The 19,701-nt window shown below is 59.7% G+C and carries 16 protein-coding genes; 13 read left to right on the forward strand and 3 right to left on the reverse strand.

Translation table 11 applies throughout. The features are described from left to right. Window positions 1-253: 253 nt before the first annotated feature. The 7 genes from tkt (at window position 254) to DTI93_RS00835 (ending at window position 9,095) form a co-directional block, all read left to right on the forward strand. On the forward strand, window positions 254-2,305 hold the full coding sequence (tkt, locus tag DTI93_RS00805; protein WP_232086305.1) for a transketolase: 2,052 nt from the start codon (window positions 254-256) through the stop codon (window positions 2,303-2,305). A gap of 20 nt (window positions 2,306-2,325) precedes the next feature. Continuing rightward, window positions 2,326-5,175 carry a bifunctional transaldolase/phosoglucose isomerase gene (locus tag DTI93_RS00810; protein ID WP_249079720.1) on the forward strand — a complete coding sequence of 950 codons (2,850 nt, stop codon included), beginning with the start codon at window positions 2,326-2,328 and terminating at the stop codon, window positions 5,173-5,175. Window positions 5,176-5,177: 2 nt separating this feature from the next. After that, on the forward strand, window positions 5,178-6,182 hold the full coding sequence (gnd, locus tag DTI93_RS00815) for a phosphogluconate dehydrogenase (NAD(+)-dependent, decarboxylating) (protein WP_043560825.1): 1,005 nt from the start codon (window positions 5,178-5,180) through the stop codon (window positions 6,180-6,182). Between the two features lie 71 nt (window positions 6,183-6,253). Beyond that, entirely contained in the window at window positions 6,254-7,090 is an 837-nt protein-coding gene (locus tag DTI93_RS00820) for a Cof-type HAD-IIB family hydrolase (RefSeq protein ID WP_081562948.1), read from the forward strand. 21 nt (window positions 7,091-7,111) lie between these two features. Beyond that, on the forward strand, window positions 7,112-7,852 hold the full coding sequence (pgl, locus tag DTI93_RS00825; protein WP_043560822.1) for a 6-phosphogluconolactonase: 741 nt from the start codon (window positions 7,112-7,114) through the stop codon (window positions 7,850-7,852). After that, window positions 7,849-8,538 (forward strand): ribose-5-phosphate isomerase RpiA, encoded by a 690-nt coding sequence (gene rpiA / locus DTI93_RS00830; RefSeq protein ID WP_043560820.1) that lies wholly within the window; start codon window positions 7,849-7,851, stop codon window positions 8,536-8,538. Before pgl ends, rpiA begins: the two co-directional genes overlap by 4 nt. Next, window positions 8,535-9,095 carry a gluconokinase gene (locus tag DTI93_RS00835; protein WP_043561569.1) on the forward strand — a complete coding sequence of 187 codons (561 nt, stop codon included), beginning with the start codon at window positions 8,535-8,537 and terminating at the stop codon, window positions 9,093-9,095. Before rpiA ends, DTI93_RS00835 begins: the two co-directional genes overlap by 4 nt. A 142-nt stretch (window positions 9,096-9,237) precedes the next feature. Here DTI93_RS00835 and DTI93_RS00840 read toward each other — a convergent pair whose 3' ends face one another. Beyond that, the gene (locus tag DTI93_RS00840) at window positions 9,238-10,707 is read right to left on the reverse strand and encodes an ATP-binding protein (protein WP_086431152.1); all 1,470 of its coding nucleotides are present in this window, start codon (window positions 10,705-10,707) and stop codon (window positions 9,238-9,240) included. Further along, window positions 10,704-11,945, reverse strand: a complete 1,242-nt coding sequence (locus DTI93_RS00845) for a TIGR03862 family flavoprotein (RefSeq protein WP_081562950.1) — start codon at window positions 11,943-11,945, stop codon at window positions 10,704-10,706. The genes DTI93_RS00840 and DTI93_RS00845 overlap by 4 nt, the downstream gene beginning before the upstream one ends. Window positions 11,946-12,083: 138 nt before the next feature. On the opposite strand from DTI93_RS00845, the gene panC reads away from it, so the two are divergent. From panC to DTI93_RS00860, 3 genes are all read left to right on the forward strand, one after another. After that, on the forward strand, window positions 12,084-12,914 hold the full coding sequence (gene panC, locus DTI93_RS00850; protein ID WP_248630369.1) for a pantoate--beta-alanine ligase: 831 nt from the start codon (window positions 12,084-12,086) through the stop codon (window positions 12,912-12,914). 284 nt (window positions 12,915-13,198) lie between these two features. Beyond that, window positions 13,199-14,317 carry a glycerol dehydrogenase gene (locus DTI93_RS00855; RefSeq protein ID WP_081562951.1) on the forward strand — a complete coding sequence of 373 codons (1,119 nt, stop codon included), beginning with the start codon at window positions 13,199-13,201 and terminating at the stop codon, window positions 14,315-14,317. Window positions 14,318-14,404: 87 nt separating this feature from the next. Next, window positions 14,405-14,563 (forward strand): hypothetical protein, encoded by a 159-nt coding sequence (locus DTI93_RS00860; RefSeq protein WP_249079341.1) that lies wholly within the window; start codon window positions 14,405-14,407, stop codon window positions 14,561-14,563. A gap of 11 nt (window positions 14,564-14,574) precedes the next feature. Here the strand turns inward: DTI93_RS00860 and DTI93_RS00865 are convergent, their stop codons facing one another. Next, window positions 14,575-16,086, reverse strand: a complete 1,512-nt coding sequence (locus tag DTI93_RS00865) for a globin-coupled sensor protein (RefSeq protein ID WP_249079343.1) — start codon at window positions 16,084-16,086, stop codon at window positions 14,575-14,577. Window positions 16,087-16,536: 450 nt separating this feature from the next. Here DTI93_RS00865 and DTI93_RS00870 point away from each other — a divergent pair, with 450 nt between their 5' ends. The 3 genes from DTI93_RS00870 (at window position 16,537) to DTI93_RS00880 (ending at window position 19,688) form a co-directional block, all read left to right on the forward strand. After that, entirely contained in the window at window positions 16,537-17,052 is a 516-nt protein-coding gene (locus DTI93_RS00870; protein WP_043560806.1) for a hypothetical protein, read from the forward strand. Between the two features lie 79 nt (window positions 17,053-17,131). Next, complete coding sequence (locus DTI93_RS00875) at window positions 17,132-18,337, forward strand: hypothetical protein (protein ID WP_081562953.1); 1,206 nt, start codon at window positions 17,132-17,134, stop codon at window positions 18,335-18,337. A gap of 127 nt (window positions 18,338-18,464) precedes the next feature. Beyond that, the gene (locus DTI93_RS00880; RefSeq protein WP_249079344.1) at window positions 18,465-19,688 is read left to right on the forward strand and encodes a hypothetical protein; all 1,224 of its coding nucleotides are present in this window, start codon (window positions 18,465-18,467) and stop codon (window positions 19,686-19,688) included. Window positions 19,689-19,701 lie beyond the last annotated feature (13 nt).

A 19,701-nucleotide genomic window follows, 5' to 3' on the forward strand; every position in this document is an offset into this window, starting at 1 on the left:
GGCAGGCCTGATGGAAGAGGGCAGGCTGACCGGAATCTGCCGCCGGGTCTGACAGGTCCAGCCTGTCTGTAAGGGATGGGTAGGAAAATTGATCTTATTTGCCGGTAGGGCATTGCGTTCTTTCGCAGGATAAGGCCACTTGTGAAATATCCGGACTGCATCGGGCCGTGTTAAGGGGCATGAGCCTGCTGTGGGTGATCGGATGATTGTTTGAATTGAGGACGTTAGATCAGTGAACAGTATGCTGTCGAAAATGAGCATAGACACGATCCGCACATTGGTGATGGATAGTGTGGAGCGTGCAAAATCCGGCCATCCGGGTACCGCAATGGCTCTGGCCCCGGCCATGTATGCTTACTGGCAGTTTACGATGTATTATAACCCGGCCGATCCCTTTTGGCCGGGGCGTGACCGATTTATTCTCTCGGGTGGGCATGCGTCCATCCTCCTCTATGCCACGGTGTTTCTGGCCGGGGTGAAGGATATTGAGAACGGGCAGGTGGTCGATCGCCCCGCCCTGACGCTGGAAGACCTGAAAAATTTCCGCCGTTTTGAATCCCGCACACCGGGCCATCCCGAATACGGGCTGACAGCCGGGGTGGAGATCACGACCGGCCCGCTGGGGCAGGGGTGCAGCAGTGCGGTGGGCATGGCCATGGCCGAGCGATGGCTTGCCACACATTACGGCCGCCCGGGGTTCGACCTCTTTGGCTATCACATTACCTCTTTCTGTGGTGATGGGGATATCATGGAGGGGGTTGCGGCCGAGGCCGCATCCTTGGCCGGACATCTGAAGCTGGGCAACCTGACATGGGTGTATGACAGCAACCGCATTTCCATTGAGGGCTCCACGGATGTGACCTTCACGGAGAATGTGGCCATGCGGTTTGAATCCTATGGCTGGCAGGTGCTGGAAGTTGCTGATGGCAACGACGTGCCTGCCATCTGTGAAGCCCTGAAACAGGGACGGGAGGAAACCTCCCGCCCGACCCTGATCATTCTCAGGACGATCATCGGTTATGGGGCACCGGGCAAGGCGGGAACGGCCTCTGCCCATGGTGAGCCGCTTGGCATGGAGGAGCTGGCAGGGGCCAAGAAGGCCTATGGCTGGCCCGAAGATGCGCCGCATTTTACCGTGCCGGATGGCGTGCAGGAGCATTTCGAGGCACTGGCCGGGCAGCGTGGTGCCAGAGCACAGGCGGAATGGGAGGCACGGTTTGCCGAGTACTGCGCCCGGTATCCGAAGGAAGGGGACGAGCTGCGGCACATTTTTGCCGGAACCCTGCCAGAAGGCTGGGAAACGGAGCTGCCTGTCTATCCGGCGGATGAGAAAGGGCTGGCCTCCCGCCAGAGTTCCGGGGAGGTGCTCAATGCCGTGGCATCCCAGTTCCCCTGGCTGGTTGGCGGGGCGGCGGACCTTGCGCCTTCTACCAAGACACTCATCAAGGGCGCCCGGTCGGTGCAGGCCCCTTCGAACATGGTGCAGGAAGGGGCTGGCTATGATGGCCGCAACATGCACTTCGGTGTGCGTGAACATGCGATGGCCGCCATCTGCAACGGCTTGGCCCTGAGTGGCCTGCGGCCTTTCTGTGCGGGCTTCCTGATCTTTTCTGATTACATGAAGCCCGCCATCCGTCTGGCAGCGCTGATGCACCTGCCGGTGATCTATGTGTTCACGCATGATTCCATCGGCGTGGGGGAGGATGGCCCGACCCATCAGCCCATCGAGCAGCTCGCCCAGTTCCGGTCCATGCCGGGGCTGACCATGCTGCGTCCGGCAGATGCCAATGAGGTGGTGGAAAGCTGGCGTGTGGCCATGCAGCATCGTGCTGGCCCCGTGGCCCTTGCCCTGACACGGCAGAACCTGCCAACGCTGGACCGTACCCGGTATGCCTCGGCCGAGGGTGTGGCCCGTGGTGGCTACGTTCTGGCGGACTGTGAGGGTGAGCCGGAGATTCTGTTGATGGCGTCCGGCTCCGAGGTTTCGCTCGTGGTCGGTGTCTATGAGCGGCTGAAGGCTGAAGGCGTGCGGGCCCGTGTGGTCTCCATGCCAAGCTTCGATCTGTTCGAGAGCCAGGACAGGGCCTATCGTGACACCGTCCTGCCACCTTCTGTCCGTAGGCGTGTCGGTGTAGAGATGGCTTCCGGCTTTGGGTGGGACCGCTATGTGGGGCTGGATGGTGTCGTCATTGCCATGAACAGCTTTGGAGAATCCGGCGCAGCAGCAGAGCTGATGGCGAAGTTCGGCTTTACGGTAGACTCTGTTTATGAACAGGCCCGCCAGTTGTTACAGAAGGCAGACTGACTGGATAAGGAGTGAGAGTGATGGAAAACACCCCGCCAGAGACACCTTTGACCCGTCTGGTCAGCCATGGGCAGTCCATCTGGCTGGATTTCATCCGGAGGGATTTCATCGAGGATGGCCGTCTGGCAGCCATGGTGAAGGAGGACGCCCTGAAAGGGGTGACCTCCAACCCGGCCATTTTCGAGCAGGCCATTGGCCATGGTGCGGAATATGAGGAAGCCGTGCAGGCCCTCCTGGCCAGCGGCAGCCTGACAGCCGGTGCGCTTTATGAGGCGCTGGCCGTGGAAGATATCCGTCAGGCCTGCGAGGTTCTGCGGCCCGTGTTTGACGAAACCGGCGGACGGGATGGCTATGTCAGTCTCGAGGTTTCTCCTTACCTGGCATATGATGCTGAAGGCACGCTGGCAGAAGCCCGCAGGCTCTGGCAGCGTGTTGGTCACCCCAATGTGATGATCAAGATTCCGGCGACGGAAGAGGCCATTCCAGCCATTGAGCAGGCTACTGCCGAGGGCATCAACGTCAATGTCACGCTCCTTTTTGCGCTGGGCATGTACGAGAAGGTGCTGGACGCCTATCTGCGGGGGCTGGAGGCCAGGGTGAAGGCCGGTCTGCCGGTGAATCACGTTGGTAGTGTGGCGTCTTTCTTTGTCAGCCGGATTGATGGGCGCATTGATGCCCGCATCGACCGCCGTCTGGCCGCCGGTGACCCGGAAACCGAGGCGTTGAAGGCCCTGCGGGGGCAGGTGGCCATTGCCAATGCCCGCATGGCGTATCAGCATTATCTCAGGGTAACGGAAAGCCCGCGCTGGAAAGCTCTGGCAGGGAAAGGAGCGCAGACTCAGCGTCTTCTCTGGGCCAGTACGAGCACGAAGGACAAGGCCTATCGTGACGTGCTGTACGTGGAGGAGCTGATTGGCGCTGATACGGTCAATACATTGCCACCCCGTACGCTGGAAGCCTTCCGGGATCACGGTATCCCGGAGGAGCGCCTTGCGCAGGGTGGAGAGAGCGCCAGCCTGATTCTGGCAGAAGCAGGGCGATTGGGGCTTGATCTGGACAGTGTGACCACCACCTTGTTGGAAGAAGGTGTGACGGCTTTCGAGGTCGCTTTTGATGGATTGCTCGGTGCGGTGGCAGCCCGCCGGGAAGCTGTTTTGGGGGAACGTCTTATGCGAGTATCCTTGGCATTGTCGGGTGAGTTGGAAAATGCCGTGGTTGCGGCGGGCAAGAGCTGGAGCCAGGATGGCAAGGTGCGGCGCATCTGGGAGCGTGATGCGTCCGTCTGGACCGGTGGGCCGGAAAGCCGATGGCTCGGCTGGCTGGATGTGGTCAAGAATGGCCGTGCGGCTCTTGAGTCTTATGAGACCTTGGGCCGTGAGGTGAAGGAACGTGGCTACAGCGACGTGCTGCTGCTGGCCATGGGCGGTTCCAGCCTCGGACCGGAAGTGCTGGAGGAAACCTTTGGCCGAGCCCCCGGTGGCCCAAAGCTGCATGTTCTGGACAGTACGGACCCTCAGCAGGTTGCCAGCTTCAGCCGGGCCATCGACCCGGCCAACACGCTGTTCATCGTGTCCAGCAAGTCCGGCAGTACGCTGGAGCCGAACATCCTGTTCGCCTATTTCTGGGATCAGGCGGAGAAGGCCCTTGGCCGTCAGCCCGGTGAGCGTTTCGTCGCCGTGACGGACCCCGGCTCATCGCTGGAAACACTGGCCAGAGACCGTGGCTTTGCCCATATCTTCCACGGCAACCCGGAGATCGGCGGGCGGTATTCCGTTCTGTCCGCCTTTGGTCTCGCTCCGGCGGCGGCAGCAGGGTACGATGTCCGGGCCCTGCTGGACAGCACGCAGCTGATGATCGAGGCGTGCGATGCTTCCGTTCCGCCTGTGACAAACCCTGGTGTCAGTCTGGGGCTGGCCCTTGGGGTGGCGGCCACAAGTTTCCGGCGGGACAAGGTCACGTTCGTGGCTTCGGAAAAGATCGCCTCCCTCGGTGCCTGGCTGGAGCAGCTTCTGGCTGAAAGCACCGGCAAGAATGGCACGGGGCTCATCCCTATTGATGGCGAGCCGCTGGGGGCGCCGGAGGTTTATGGTGATGACCGCATGTTCGTGGAACTGCGGCTGGGGCATGAGCCCGTCAGCCCGGGGATCAAGGCCCTGCGGGAGGCGGGACATCCTGTCGTGACCCTGCATCTCGAGGATGTCGGGCAGATCGTGCAGGCGTTCTTCGTGTTTGAATTTGCCACGGCGGTGGCTGGCTCCGTTCTGGGAATCAATCCTTTTGACCAGCCTGATGTGGAATTCAGCAAGGTTGAGACCCGCAAGCTGACCAAAGCCTATGCCGAGACGGGCCATCTGCCGGAAGAGACGCCGTTCGCCCAGGATGGAAACCTCGCTTTTTACGCTGATGAGCGCAACCGTGAGGCGCTGGGCAGCGGTAGTGCAGAAACCATTCTGAAAGCTCATTTTGACCGTGTGGGCAAGAACGACTATATTGGCCTCCTCGCTTACATTGAGCGGAACAAAGCCCATATCGCCTGGGAGCAGACGGTGAGAACAGAGTTGAGGGATCGGCTTCATGTCGCCACGGCGGCGCAGTTTGGTCCACGGTTCCTCCACTCGACAGGTCAGGCTTACAAGGGGGGCCCCAACAGCGGTGTCTTCCTGCAGGTGACGGCGGATGATGCTGCGGACCTGCCCATACCGGGACACGCTTACAGCTTTGGTGTCGTCAAGGCCGCTCAGGCCCGGGGGGATTTCGACGTTCTGGCCGCTCGTGGCCGTCGTGCGCTGCGTGTGCATGTTGTCGGTCCCCTGCATGAAGGACTGGACCGTCTCGCTCAGCTGGTGACAGATATTCTAAAAGGAGCTTGAGGATGCGTATCGGAATTATCGGACTTGGCCGCATGGGTGGCAATATTGCCGTCCGCCTGACCCGCAAGGGGCATGATGTTGTCGTGTTCGACCGGACTCCCGCTGTCACCGAGAAGATTGTCGAGCGGTCAGAGAAGGGGCGTGCCCAGGGGGCCGAGACCTTCGAGAAAATGGCCGAACTCCTTTCCAGTGAGGAGCGTCGTGTCATCTGGGTCATGCTGCCAGCTGGCAAGGTGACGGAAGACTGCATACAGAAGCTCGCCCCGCTGTTGGGCAAAGGTGACATCATCATCGATGGTGGCAACACCTATTACAAGGAAGATATCCGCCGGGCGAAAGAGCTGGGCGAGCGTGGCATCGATTATATCGATGTCGGGACCTCTGGTGGTGTCTGGGGGCTGGAGCGTGGCTACTGCATGATGTATGGCGGCGAGAAGCACGCTGCGGATTATGTGGACCCCATTCTGGATGCGCTGGCTCCGGGCATGGGTGATGTGCCCCGCACGCCGGACCGTGAGGATGATGGCCGCCACGACCCGCGGGCCGAGAGGGGGTATCTTTATTGTGGTCCGGCCGGGGCTGGTCATTTCGTGAAGATGATCCATAACGGCATCGAATACGGCATGATGCAGGCCATCGCTGAGGGTTTTGATGTGCTGGCCAGCAAGAACTCCGAAAAGCTGCCGGAAGATGAGCGTTATGACCTGCATCTGGCTGATATTGCCGAGGTGTGGCGCCGTGGCAGTGTCGTGTCCTCCTGGCTGCTGGACCTGACAGCCGAGGCGCTGGCCCGTTCTGGTGATCTGAGCGAGTTCAGTGGCGAGGTGCAGGATTCCGGTGAAGGCCGCTGGACGATCGAAGCCGCCATTGAGGAGGCCGTGCCTGCCCCGGTAATGACCGCAGCCCTTTATACCCGTTTCCGGTCCCGTACCGGCAACAATTTCGCCGAGAAGGCTCTTTCGGCCATGCGGTATGGATTTGGTGGCCATACCGAGCGCAAGAAATAAACTGTTCTGGAGAATGGGGGATGCGGTAGGGGGCCGCACCCCTTCTTCCCCCGTGAGGGAGGAAGATACTCATGACAGAAACATCCCCCAGGATCAGGCTGGTGCTGTCCGATATGGATGGCACCATTCTTGGTTCTGACAGAACCATTTCTCCCACAACAGGCACGGCCGTCCAGCATCTGGCAGAGCGGGGTGTGGCTCTGGCGCTCGTCAGTGCCCGCATCCCGGCGGCTGTGCTGCCTTATGTCCGGCAGCTCGGGCTGAAAGGGCCCTGTGCCGGATTTAATGGGGGCGTCTTTTTCATGCCGGATGGCACCATTCTGAAGAGCCACCATTTTTCTGTCGGGGATCTTGCGGCTATTCTCGAAGCTCTGTCTCCTTTCCCTGTGGAGGTCTGGTTTCAGACAGAACAGGAATGGCTGGTGCGTGACAGTCAGACGCTGCTGGCAAAGCGGGAGCAGGAGTTGACGGGCATCACGCCCCGGGCAGTATCTTCATGGCCCGTCACGCCGAAGACCGTGAACCGCCTTATGGTCTGTTCTGACGATACAGCCCTGATTGCCCGGCTGGAAGCCGAGCTGGCGGCTCCTTTTGCCGGGCGGGCGAGCCTGCTGCGTTCGGCCCCACACAAGCTGAACATCACACCTGCCCTGGCCACGAAGGGCAAGGCGGTGGCAGAGCTGGCCAGACTGTATGGCGTAACACCGCAGGAAGTGGCTGCTCTTGGCGATGCCCCCAATGACATCCCGATGCTGCAGGCGGCTGGCATGGGCATCGCCATGGGGCAGGCGCCGGATTCCGTGAAGAAAGAAGCCACCCATGTGACCGGAAAACCTGATGAAGGTGGCTGGGCATATGCTGCCGAGACGTTCATTATGCCGCTAGCCCCCTGCCAGCAGGGGAGATGACGTGATTCGGAGGGTACGGGTATGACGACAGACATGCGCCATGCGGTCGTAGAGGTTCTGAAGGACTCAGAAGCCGTGGCTATGGAAATGGCCAGACTGCTGATCAGGACGGTGAAAGAAAAGCAACAGGGCAGGGTGCGCATTGCTCTCTCTGGTGGATCCACGCCCAAGCAGCTTTTTGCGATTCTTGCCCAGCCCGACATGGCCCGGCAGGTGGACTGGTCCCGTGTCGAAATTTTCTATGGGGATGAACGTCACGTGCCCGAGGGCCATGCGGACAGCAACCATGCCAGCGCCCGGGAGCTGCTGCTCTCCAGGGTCTCCATCCCGGCGGCTCAGGTCCATCCGATGCCGACAGCCGCTACGGTTGCGGAAGATGCTGCCAGCTACCAGAGCGTTCTGGAACAGGCCTATGGTGCCACGAAGCTGGAAGCAGGCCGCCCGCTGTTTGATATCGTCATGCTTGGCCTGGGTACGGATGGGCATACGGCATCCCTGTTCCCGGGGGAGCCTGTCCTTGAGGAAAAGAAGGCCTGGGTTGGCGTCGCAGCGCCCCGTACGGCCCCGCATGAGCGCCTTACGCTGACCTACCCGGCCATTGCCTCCAGTGCACTGGTCGTTTTCCTTGTCACCGGGGAAAATAAAGTACCAATGCTGGCCCGTTTGCGTCAGGGGGATGGCAGCATCCCATCAGGGCGTATTGTTTCCGAGGGGAAAATCCTCATACTGGCCGATGAAGCCGCTGCTGGAGAGCTTTCATGAATGTAGATGACTGTAAACGTGCTGCTGCCCATCTTGCTGCAAGCCTCGTCAAACCGGGGATGGTCGTCGGGCTGGGGACAGGCAGTACCGCAGCATTCATGATTGAAAGGCTCGGTGAGCGTGTTGCCGGGGAAGGGCTGGATATTCATGCCATCCCGACCTCCGAGGAATCGACAAGACTTGCCCGTGCAGCGGGGATTCCGATCACGACGTTTGCAGAACATTCCGTAGTCGACATCACCATTGATGGCGCAGATGAGGTGGAGCGCAAGACGCTGAATCTCATCAAGGGGCTGGGGGCTGCTCTGCTGCGTGAGAAGATCGTTGCCCAGGCGTCACGGCGTTTTGTCGTGATCGTGGATGTAACCAAACCGGTTGACCAGCTTGGCCAGCGGGTGCCTGTACCAGTGGAGGTTGTTCCATTTGGCTACGAGGCAACGGCAGCCCGTCTGGAGGCTCTGGGGGCAAAGGTCATCCGTCCCCGTCGGCATCTGACAGGCGAGCTGCTTATTACCGATAACGGGAACAGGATACTTGATTGCGCTTTCGGTCCGATCAGTGACGTGCAGGCTCTCGCCACGCGTCTGGATGGTACGGTAGGCGTGGTGGAGCATGGTTTGTTCCCCAATATGGCAACCGATGTGCTGGTTGCCACCGAACGGGAGGTTGAACAATGGACGCCATGACAGAAAAAGAAGCCGCCAAGGCTGCATCGGGTATTGCTCCGCATTACATTGTGGTGATGGGGGTTTCCGGCAACGGCAAGACCACTGTGGCTGAGCTGCTTTCCAAGAGCCTTGGCTGGCCGTTTCAGGAAGGTGATGACCTGCATCCCAAAGCCAATGTGGAAAAGATGCGCAGTGGCCACCCGTTGACGGATGAAGATCGTGCCCCCTGGCTGGAGCTGTGCCACGACTGGCTGGCCAAGTGCGCCGAGAAGGGGACCGGTGCCGTGCTGACCTGTTCCGCCCTGAAGAAGAAATATCGTGATGCGTTGGCCAAGCATATTCCGGTCCAGTTCGTCTACCTGAAGGTGGACCCGAAGATCATAGAGGACCGGCTGAAGCACCGTGTCGGGCATTATATGCCGCCGACCCTTCTGCCGAGCCAGCTGGCCACTCTGGAGGAGCCGACAGATGACGAGCCGGTGATCCGTGTTCCTGGTGATGCAACGCCGGAAGAGCTGCGGGACCGTGTGATTGAGCGTCTGCGTGTTGTCCCCCCGCCGAAGGTGGTGGACTGATACAGGGTCGGTTATTACCGGTTCAGTGATGGCCCTTTCTTTGGGCATCAGGAAATGGCGGGGCCTCTGGCTCCGCCATTTTTCGTGGGGAAAGGAGACCCTTGCCCGGGCGGCTCCTTCCCATGGGGGCTGTTCAGGGGGGTCAGGCCGGGGAGGCTGTCTGCCAGCCCGGGCCAATAATGGCGATCCGACGGTGGCGGCCCGTGCCCTGAAGGATGATGGCCTCGCATTTCTCAAGATAAGTAAGCTGCCGCCGTGCCCGCCCTAGAGAATGGGTGCCATAGGCCCGGGCCAGAGCGGCATCATCCGGGCAGGGTTTGCCTTCCATGGCTGCATGGGCGAGCAGGAAATAGACAGGCTGCATGTCGTCCGGCAGGCGGCTGGCCCGCTGCTGGATGTCCTGCCAGGCCTCGCTCTCGGCCCGTTCACGGGTGATACCGCAGCGGATGGTGCTCAGCATGGTCTGGAACTGCGGCATGGGCAGGATGTTGCGGGAGAACCCGGCCAGCCGTGCCCTCATCTGGAAGTCCTGATACAGGGTGGCGAGTGGCCGGTAGGCGGCATCCTCATCCTGTCCGGCTTCGGCGACGAGAGTCCAGAGAGTTTCCGGGTCTGGTGCAGCCATCTGCTGGCTCTGCTGCTGCTCTCTGGCGTCACGGGAGGAGCTGTAGGCATCAAGCTGCGCCAGCAGGTCCGGTTTGGGGGCAGCCGGTTCCTTGCGGGGGCGGGAAGCGGGTTCCGGCGGGGCCTCGAGGATGAGATCCCGCAGCTCATCCACAGGAATGTTGGGCTGTTCAAGCGGCATGAGGGCAGGGCCACCTGCATGGCTGGCTGTCTCGACCGGACCGATGGTGACACGTTGGGGGCGACGGGCGAGGGCGGGTCCCAGCGCCATGAACTGCCCACGGGCAAGGTCCCTGAAGCCTTCGGCAGCACGGCGCTCCATGCCCAGAAGGTCGGCGGCACGAGCCATGTCGATATCCAGAAAGGTCCGTCCCATCAGGAAGTTGGAAGCCTCGGCGGCGACATTCTTGGCCAGCTTGGCCAGACGCTGGGTGGCAATGATGCCTGCCATGCCCCTTTTGCGTCCCCGGCACATGAGGTTGGTCATCGCATTGAGGGAGAGGCGGCGTGCCTCGTCAGAGGTATCACCCCCGGCAATGGGGGCGAAGAGCTGGGCTTCGTCCACCACGATGAGGACAGGATACCAGTAGGCCCTTGGCGCTTCGAACATGCCGGTCAGGAAGGCACCGACAGAACGGAGCTGCCCTTCCGGCTCGCTCTGCTCAAGATTCAGCACGACAGAGGCCCGGTGCATCCGGACCCGTTCCCCCGCACTTCGCAGGCTGGCTTCGGACTGTGTGTCCGTCTCGATGACGAGATGGTCGTATTTTTCTGCCAGCGTGACGAAATCCCCTTCCGGGTCGATGATGACCTGTTGGACGAGAGTTGCGCTCTGCTCCAGCAGACGCCGGAGGAGGTGGGATTTCCCAGAGCCGGAATTGCCCTGCACGAGCAGGCGGGTAGCCAGCAGTTCAGGCAGGTCGATGTGGGCATCCTCACCACGGGCTGTGGTGCCAAGAAGAAGGGGGCCAAAATGTGATGAACTCATGGCGCCACTTTACCGGGCAATGGACGGGAGAGCCAGTGATGAACAGCCTCTGCACAGAAGCAGGCGGTGGAAAAACAGCCCTGGAGCAGATAGCCCCCTGTAGGAGCATCCCAGTCCAGCATTTCACCACAGGCGAACAGGCCGGGCTGGTGGCGCAGCATGAAGCCTTCATCCAGCGCTGCCTGTTTCAGCCCTCCGGCGGTGGAAATGGCCCTGTCCAGCGCAGCAGGAGCCACAAGGTGCAGGGGGGCCTGCGTGATGGCGTCTGTCAGCTCACCGGGTGTGCGGGCGTCCGGGCAGAGCTGGGTGAGCAGCTCCCGCATGGTACGGTCCAGCCCCAGAGCCTTGCGCAGCCTGTTGCTCCGGCTTTCACGGAGACGCTGGCGGGCGAGGCGTTCCAGTATGCGTTCCTGCGTCAGAGTCGGGCGGAGATTCAGGTGGACGGTTACGGTGTCTCCGCCTGATTTTGCCAGAGCCTGTCGCAGTGGAGCTGAAAGGGCGTAAAGTGGCGCTCCCTCCAGCCCCCGTTTCGTGATGATGAGATCGCCACGATGTGTCTGGCCGGCGAAGTTGAGCGTGACTCCCCGCAGGGTCTCGCCTTCGTGGCGGAGCAGGAATTCGGCAGGCCAGTCCGGCATGAAGCCGCAGTTGGAGGGGGCAAAAGGCGTGCAGTGCTGTTCCAGCAGCGATGCCCATTGCCCGTTACTGCCCAGTCGTGCCCAGCTGCTGCCCCCCAGGGCGAGGATGACGGCACGTCCTGTCTGCTGGACCGGGCCTTCCGGTGTCTGGAAGGTGAGAGACAGGCCCTGCATATCTGTCAGCCTGTGGCGGGGAAAGAATTGCACGCCCTGTTCCTGAAGGCGGACCAGCCAGCGGCGCAGCAGGGGAGAGGCCTTGAGGGATTTCAGAAAGACCCGGCCAGAACTGCCGGTGAAGCAGGGTTCGCCCAATCCTTCAGCCCAGAGGCGGAGAGCCTCGGGCGGGAAGTGGCGGATGGCAGGTTCCAGCCAGTCCCGTGCTGTCCCGTAGCGTTGCAGGAATGGTTCCAGCGGTTCACTGTGGGTGAGGTTCAGGCCGCTGCGGCCTGCCATGAGGAATTTCCGTCCCGGCCTGGCCATGTGGTCGAACAGATGGACCTCATGGCCCTTCCGGCTCAGACATTCAGCGGCAAACAGCCCTGCCGGGCCAGCCCCGATGATGGCAATGGGGAGTGTACGGGCCGTACTGGTGTCGGGCATGGGCAGTCCGTTCTGGCTGGGTGTGGCGGCGGTGAGGTGTTGTTAGCCTGTTCCGGCCTGTCGGGGAAGACAGACAGGAGGCAGACAGGGTATGGAAAGGCGTAGCCTGCGAGGGCAATCATCCGGGAAAGGGACGACATGAAACTCTGCACGACGGTTCAGGAGATGCGGCAGGAGCGGGCGCAGCTTGGCAGGGTCGGCTTTGTACCGACGATGGGCTTCCTGCATGAGGGGCATCTTTCGCTTGTTCGCCGTGCCCGGGAGGAGACTGATGCTGTTGTCGTCAGTCTCTTTGTCAATCCCATACAGTTCGGGTCGGCGGATGATCTTGCCAATTATCCCCGGGCGCTGGAACGGGATATTGCCCTGCTGCGCAGGGAGGGCGTGGCCTGTGTTTTTACGCCGGAAGCGGCAGAATTCTACCCTGAAGGGTTCGCCACGCAGGTGGATGTTGGTGGTGTGGCGCTGGAGCTTGAGGGGCCGTCCCGTCCCGGCCATTTTGCGGGTGTGGCGACGGTGCTGGCGAAATTTTTCAACATCATCCAGCCGCAGCGGGTCTATTTTGGGCAGAAAGATGCCCAGCAATGTGCTGTTGTCCAGCGGTTCGTGCGGGACCTGAATATTCCGGTAGATATTGTGACCCTGCCAACATGGCGGGAGGCGGACGGTCTTGCCGGGTCGAGCCGCAACAGTCGTCTGACGGAGGCGGAACGCCACAGGGCCCCGGTGCTGCATCAGGCTCTCTGCCGGGGCCGGACCCTGGTGCAGGCTGGTGAACGCCGCCGTGCCGTGCTGGAGGGGGCCATGCGGGATGTGCTGGTGCAGGCCGGGCTTGTGGATATTGACTATGTCACCATCGTGAATCCGGATACGTTCCAGGCTGAAGAGGAGGTCCGGGAGGGGGCTCTGGCCTTGCTGGCCGTGCAGCTGGGGGCCGTGCGGCTGATAGACAATATGCCGCTGTTCTGAAAAGTGGTCCTGACCTTTTGTTGAGAACAGGATGCAATAATTCTCATATTGGTAATTGCGTTTGCCGGATATTCATCCCTCAATAAAGAGGGTTGTATTTGTCCTGTTATTTGCCAGCCATGAGGTGAGATCAGAGAGGAGGCGGGACACGCCTGTCACCTATGCATGGCAATACATGCTGGCATGTTGTGAAAGCCAGTAATGTCTTCTGGTCAAGTGGCGGGCGAAGGGGTAGCGTGGCGGGGTAACAAGGCATTTACATATGCTTGAAGGAGATATCGAGCATGGTTGAGAAAACCCCGCGCACCGTTTCAGCCCCCAAGAAATTCATCATCGGTACGGGTCTGCTGGCCCAGCTGCATGACTATGTAAAAGATTTTGGCGACAACGCTTTCATCATCAGCGATGAATTCTTTGTGGAGCGTGTCCAGAAGGAATCCGTGGCTGGGCTGGAGAAAGCCGGGCTGAAAGGCACAGCCGAGAGGTTCGGCTGTGAATGTACGGATGCCGAGATCAAGCGTCTGGGCGAGCTGGCCAAGACACGTGGTGCCAATGTCATTGTCGGTATTGGTGGTGGCAAGACGCTGGATACCAGCAAGGCCGTTGCCCATTATTACAAGCTGCCACTCATCCTCTATCCGACCATTGCCTCCACCGATGCACCCTGCATTGCGCTGGCTGTGATCTATACGGAGAAGGGCGAGTTCGACCGGTACCTCTTCCTGCCGCAGAATCCCGATGTCGTTGTGGCTGATACGGGTGTGATTGCCGGTGCCCCGGTGCGCTTCTTTGCTGCTGGTATCGGTGATGCCCTTTCCACATACTTTGAGGCCCGCGCCTGCTACCGGTCTGATGGGGTGAACCTTTCCTGCAAGCGTCCGTCCCGTACGGGACTCGGTCTGGCCCGCATGTGCTATGACCTGGTCTGCAAGAATGTTGATCTCGCCATGGATGCCGTGCGCAACAAGGTGCCGACCCGGGCTCTGGAAGAAATGGTCGAGGCAACCATTTATCTCAGCGGGACCGGTGCCGAGACGGGTGGTCTTGCCGCTGCTCATGCCGTGCATAATGGCATGACCGCTATCGAGGATCTCCATCATGCCCAGCATGGTGAGAAGGTGGTCTTTGGTCTGATGACCCAGCTGGTGCTGGAGAATGCACCGAAGGAAGAGATTGAAGAGGTGCTGCGTGTCGTGCGGGCAGCTGGCCTGCCGATGACCCTCAAGGAGCTGGGTGTCAAGGAGTTTGTGGAGGCTGACTGGCGCAAGGTGGCCGAGATCGCCTGTGACAAGGACGATACGATGGGCAATCTGCCCTTCAAGGTCACGCCGGATGATGTCTATCATGCCATGGTGGCTGCGAACGCCCTTGGTGAGCGCTATCGTGCCGCCCATCAGGCCTGAAAAGGTCCGACAGGGTGAGGTCATGGCAACATGACCCATTAGGGAAAAGGTCCGGGGTGCCAGGCTCCGGACCTTTTTTCATGGGGGATGGACACCATCAGTGATCTGTTGTTCAGCGGGACCGTCTTCCGCTGTCTGGCCAGTGCGACTTCAGGTCGGGTGGATGGTCAGAGAAGGGCGTTTGTTGTCCTGTCTGTCCTGTACTGCTCCATGGTGCAGTATGCCGACCGGCTGGAGGGGCACTGAGGCCCCCCGTATCATTTCTGTCCCCGGAGAACGAACCCATCCAGCAGCTGCCGTAGCTGGCGTGTCCGCTGGGCCATGTTGGAGGTGGCCGCAGAGGTTTCTTCCACCATGGCGGCGTTTTCCCGGGTGCCCTGGTCGATGGTGACGACGGCACCATTCACGTCCCGCAGGGCCGATGCCTGCTCAGATGTGGCCTTTGAGATCTCTCTGAGATGTGTGCCGATATTGGCCACGCTGGAGATGATGGTGTCGATGGCGCTGCTGGCATCCTTCATGATGGCTGAACCGGAATCAACATGGGTCTGGGAGGTATTGATGAGGTCCTTCACCTCTTCGGAAGCATCGCCCACCCGGTTGGCCAGTTTGCGGATCTCCTGCGCCAGGACACGGAACCCGCTGCCAGCTTCGCCCGCATGGGCGGCTTCAACACCGGTGTTCAGTGCCAGAAGGTTGGTCTGCGTGGCAATGTTGGAGATGACGTTGGTGATCTTGTTTACGGCTTCGGCAGAACGTTCAATCTCTTCCATGGCCGTGCTGGCACGGCGGATCATGGTGCCGAAACGTTCCGTGATGGCCTGGCACTCCTCAACGAACTGGGTCGCCTCGCTGACACGGGATTCGGTGGAAGATACCGTAGCGGTGATCTGCTCCACGGCAGCGGCCGTTTTTTCGACAGAGGCAGCCTGCCGTTCCGTGCGCTGGGCGAGGTCCTGTGCCGCGCTGTTGATCTCATCAGCGGTATTGTCGATGCTCTCCGTTGCCTCGCTGATGGTATGAAGCGTCTGGCAGAGGGACGAGATGGCGTGATTGAGGTTGTCCCGCATGGGGAGGTAGGTATTGGGGAAGTTCCCATCCACCGTGTGGGAGAGGTTCTTGTTGGCAAGGGCGTCGATGATGTGGCCAAAGCGCTCAGTCACAAACCGGCGTTCTTCTTCAATGGCCTCATCCAGTTTGCTCATTTCTTCCTTGTTGAGCTTTCTGGCTTCATCAATGTAGATGGAAATGGTGAGGTCCATGTCCAGGAAGACGGCCTTGCTGAGGCTGGCGAGGGAGTCCGTCAGCTTGGAGAAGGGCATCTTTGGGGGCAACAGCGGTGCCGGAGGGGCCAGCTGATTTGAGACATCTGCGATGATGTTGGCAAGCAGCAGGGCGTAGCCGCCGATGTACCAGCGTGGTTCCAGCCCGATTTCGGCGTGGGTCCGGCCGATGCGGCGCACCGTATTGGCATATTGCAGGCCGAAATTGGCACCTGCGATGTTCTTCCAGTAAGTCAGCTGCGCCTTTTTGGCTTTCTGTATCTGTGCTTCTGAGGAAAAAAAGCTTCTGGTCTGGGGGGTCCGGCGGACCGTGTCATAGAAGGCATCCAATGCCTTGGGCAGGCATCTGATGACGTATTTTTCAATACGGCGGATGGCCAGGCAGTCCTGTTCATCCAGCTGGAGGAAATGCAGCCGCTCTCTCAGGTCGTCAGTATCCTCAAGGCTTTCATTCGGGTTATGCATGATAGCTGAAAATTTTGACATGATTCCCTCGTGAAGTAACAGATATCACCATGGATAAGACTTAAAAAAGCCTTTTTAAAGCCTTGTGGCGGATGGAAGCTTTCTGAAGTATTAAAAGAAATCTTATTTTAATATATTTGGTGTTCGTGTAGCCTGATGTTACCTTCTTCAGCATGTTGCGTTAACCATCTCATGCCGTTCCCTCTCTGAGGGCCAATCCCATCGGCTGTGTGGCTGTTGGCGAGGGCGAGGGGCATGAGGCTGGCCCATCAGCAACCATGTTACGTTTTTGTAACGCAGGTGTGTTTTATGGCGTTCATGTCATGAATTGCCAGTATTCATCAGGGAAAAAGCCAGATTCCAGCATGAGGATGAGGTTGTGCGTGGGGCGTGACTGACCCCTGAGGGGGTGTGCGAGGCCCCCTGTTCTGGTAGAATGGGCCCCGGCAATTTTTTATCCAGGAGGGGGCCATGGCCACAACTGCCAAAATCAGTGTTACTCTTGATCGTTCCAAGATGCTGAATTTCAATTCATCCATGTATGGGCCTGAGTTCCTTGAGCGTATTCTGGAGGCTGTGAAGGCGATTGCGCCCGAGCCTTATCAGGTGCAGGCCAATTTCGGGTCCGACATTGCTACGGTGGATGTCACCACGACAGAGGATGTTGAAGAATTTCCCGATACGGCAGCAATCTATGCGGCCATCCGGAAGACCTACGAAGAATGGAACCATGCCGTCCGTCAGATCGACGAAGAAAAGCTGGCTGACCTGCCGTTCGCCAAGGACCAGAAGCTGGTGAAGACGGAAGAGCATCGTGGTGAAGGCGATGCGTCCGACCGCTTCCTCGTCATCGATGTACATTATGATGATGAGGGTTTCATTGTGTACGAGATTGAAAAACTGGACCACGAGGGCAAGCCCATTCCCGATACCCGGGAGGCTGTCTCCCTAGAACATCTCGAGGAAATTTTTACAGCAGCTGAGTAAAAACGGGTCGCAGAAAAGCCACCATGGGCCGTGATACGTGTGTGGCTTTTCATTGAGTGTTTGGGAGAAAGGTCCCGAAATGTTCCAGTTTCTGTCTCACGGTCTGTCGTCGCTTTTTGCGCAGAGTCCGGAGCTGGCTTTTTTTCTTTCCATCGGTCTTGGTTTTTGGATAGGTCAGATAAAGATTGGTACGTTCCAGCTCGGCGGTATTGCAGGGTCGCTGGTGATGGCGGTCCTGATCAGCCAGTTTGGCGTCAAGATGGATTCTGACCTCAAGATCGTTCTTTTCGTTCTTTTCATCTATGCGGTGGGGTATAGCAGCGGGCCCGATTTTTTCCGCTCTCTGGGGCGGCAGTCCCTGCGAGAGATCATGCTGTCTGTCATTCTGGCTGTCAGCGGGTTTGCAACGGTTGTCGGGGTAGGGCGTCTGTTCCACCTGGACAAGGGCATGGCGGCCGGTCTGGCGGCAGGAGGGCTGACCCAGTCTGCCATCATTGGTACGGCCAGTTCGGCCCTTGCAGAGCTGGGATTGTCCGCTGCACAGTTGCAGCAGATGCAGGCCCATGTGGCTGCAGGTTATGCCGTGACCTATATTTTCGGTTCCATCGGTACCATCATTTTCTGCGTGGATATCCTGCCCTTCTTCATGCGGCGTGACATGAAGGCCGATGCCTTGGCGGCAGAGGCAGGGGGACTGCCGGAGGATGTGGGGGGTGAGACCGAGCAGCGTGGCGTTGTTCCAGCGGCGACCGATCTCGTCTACAACATGCTCGGCGTGGCTGTCGGGCTGGTCATTGGCCTTGTGGTCATCCGTGTGTGGGGTATGTCCCTGACGCTCGGTTGTGGGGGTGGGGCACTGATGTCCGGCCTGCTGTTCGGCTGGTGGCACAGGCGGCACGCCGGTTATGGGGAGATGCCGTCGTCTGTCTGTTCCTTCTGGGGCAATTTCGGTCTGGCTGGCTTCGTGGTGGTGACGGGGTTGCAGACAGGCCGGGAGGCTGTGGAAGTCATTGTCCATCAGGGGGTGCTCCTCCTGCTGCTCGGTATGGTGGTGACGATCCTGCCGCTGGTCATTACGGCGCTTATTGGCCGTTTCTTCATGGGGTACCGGAATGTCGCCCTGTTTGCCGGGGCCCTGTCGGGGGCACGTAGTGCCAACCCGGCCTTCAGTGAGGTCCTGGCCAAGGCAGGCAACAACACACCGGCCATCCCTTTTGTCATTACCTATGCCGTGGCCAATGTGCTGCTGACTCTTCTGGGGCCGTTCATTGTGGCTTTCGGGTAGGCTGTTCGCTGGCATCCATCCCGTCTGGATGGAACGTCCCATAATCGGTAAGTAATGTTCTGTAGAGAAAGCCTGGTTGGGAAACCGCCAGGCTTTCTCCATGACTGTTTGGAGAAAAGGTCACGGCATGTTCCAGCGTCTGTTTCACGGGTTGTCTCATCTTTTTGGAGAGAATCCAGAGCTGGCTTTTTTCCTGTCCGTCGGTTTTGGCTTTCTGATCGGGCGCATAAGGATAGGCGTGTTTCAGCTTGGGGGCGTGGCAGGGTCATTGTTGATGGCCGTGCTGATCAGCCAGTTTGGTGTGCATGTGGGGTCCAGCCTCAGGACAGTACTGTTCATCCTGTTCATCTACGCTGTGGGATATCGCAGTGGCCCAAACTTTTTCCGCTCTCTGGGGCGGCAGTCCCTGCGGGAGGTGGCACTGGCGGTCATTATGGCCATCAGTGCGTTCGGGACCGTTATCGGGGTTGCGCGGCTGTTCCATCTGGACAAAGGCATAGCCGCCGGTCTGGCGGCAGGGGGGCTGACGCAGTCTGCCATCATTGGCACTGCCAGTTCCGCTCTGGAGAAGCTTGGCCTCCCTCTGGCTCAGGTGCAGCAGATGCAGGCGGATGTTGCTGTCGGCTATGCCGTGACCTATATCTTCGGGTCCATCGGCACCATCATTTTCTGCGCCACCATTCTGCCACTCTGCATGCGTCGCAATTTGCGGGATGATGCGCTGAAGGCAGAATCCCTGACAGAAGATGCGACGGAGGATACGCTGCCTGCTGTCCAGAATGGGACGGTCCAGCGGACTGCCGTGCCGGTTACGACGGACCTTGTCTACAACATGCTGGGCATGGCGCTGGGGCTGCTGTTCGGGCTTGTGGTCGTCCATCTGGGCGGGGTGCCCATCACGCTGGGCAGTGGTGGTGGGGCCCTGCTGTCCGGCCTGCTTTTTGGCTGGTGGCATGGGCGACATCCGGGCTACGGCGCCATGCCGTCTTCTGTCTGCCTGCTCTGGGGCAGTTTCGGTCTGGCAGGTTTCGTCGCAGTGACAGGCCTTCAGACAGGTGGACAGGTCGTGGCGATCATTACCCGCCAGGGGGGAACGATTCTGCTGCTGGGCATGATCGTCACCATCGTGCCATTGGTGATCACGGCTCTTGTCGGGCGTTTTCTGCTGGGGTATCGGAATGTTGCCCTCTTTGCAGGGGCTCTTGCGGGGACACGCAGCTCCAATCCGGCTTTTGGTGAGGTTCTGGCCAAGGCTGGCCATGGCAGCCCTACTGTTCCCTTTGCCATTACCTATGCCGTGGCCAATGTGCTGCTGACCCTGCTTGGTCCGCTCATCGTGGCTTTCGTGTAAGAAAGGGCCGTCC

The organism is Parasaccharibacter sp. TMW 2.1884 (assembly GCF_023337695.1).
Taxonomy (GTDB): domain Bacteria; phylum Pseudomonadota; class Alphaproteobacteria; order Acetobacterales; family Acetobacteraceae; genus Bombella; species Bombella apis.

Coding starts and splice junctions, on each gene's coding strand:
- DTI93_RS00820 (WP_081562948.1), top strand. CDS start 6,254: ATGACAGAAACATCCCCCAGGATCAGGCTGGTGCTGTCCGATATGGAT.
- rpiA (WP_043560820.1), top strand. CDS start 7,849: ATGAATGTAGATGACTGTAAACGTGCTGCTGCCCATCTTGCTGCAAGC.
- pgl (WP_043560822.1), top strand. CDS start 7,112: ATGACGACAGACATGCGCCATGCGGTCGTAGAGGTTCTGAAGGACTCA.
- DTI93_RS00855 (WP_081562951.1), top strand. CDS start 13,199: ATGGTTGAGAAAACCCCGCGCACCGTTTCAGCCCCCAAGAAATTCATC.
- DTI93_RS00860 (WP_249079341.1), top strand. CDS start 14,405: ATGGACACCATCAGTGATCTGTTGTTCAGCGGGACCGTCTTCCGCTGT.
- DTI93_RS00865 (WP_249079343.1), bottom strand. CDS start 16,086: ATGTCAAAATTTTCAGCTATCATGCATAACCCGAATGAAAGCCTTGAG.
- DTI93_RS00810 (WP_249079720.1), top strand. CDS start 2,326: ATGGAAAACACCCCGCCAGAGACACCTTTGACCCGTCTGGTCAGCCAT.
- DTI93_RS00835 (WP_043561569.1), top strand. CDS start 8,535: ATGACAGAAAAAGAAGCCGCCAAGGCTGCATCGGGTATTGCTCCGCAT.
- DTI93_RS00840 (WP_086431152.1), bottom strand. CDS start 10,707: ATGAGTTCATCACATTTTGGCCCCCTTCTTCTTGGCACCACAGCCCGT.
- DTI93_RS00845 (WP_081562950.1), bottom strand. CDS start 11,945: ATGCCCGACACCAGTACGGCCCGTACACTCCCCATTGCCATCATCGGG.
- DTI93_RS00880 (WP_249079344.1), top strand. CDS start 18,465: ATGTTCCAGCGTCTGTTTCACGGGTTGTCTCATCTTTTTGGAGAGAAT.
- panC (WP_248630369.1), top strand. CDS start 12,084: ATGAAACTCTGCACGACGGTTCAGGAGATGCGGCAGGAGCGGGCGCAG.
- DTI93_RS00870 (WP_043560806.1), top strand. CDS start 16,537: ATGGCCACAACTGCCAAAATCAGTGTTACTCTTGATCGTTCCAAGATG.
- gnd (WP_043560825.1), top strand. CDS start 5,178: ATGCGTATCGGAATTATCGGACTTGGCCGCATGGGTGGCAATATTGCC.
- DTI93_RS00875 (WP_081562953.1), top strand. CDS start 17,132: ATGTTCCAGTTTCTGTCTCACGGTCTGTCGTCGCTTTTTGCGCAGAGT.
- tkt (WP_232086305.1), top strand. CDS start 254: ATGAGCATAGACACGATCCGCACATTGGTGATGGATAGTGTGGAGCGT.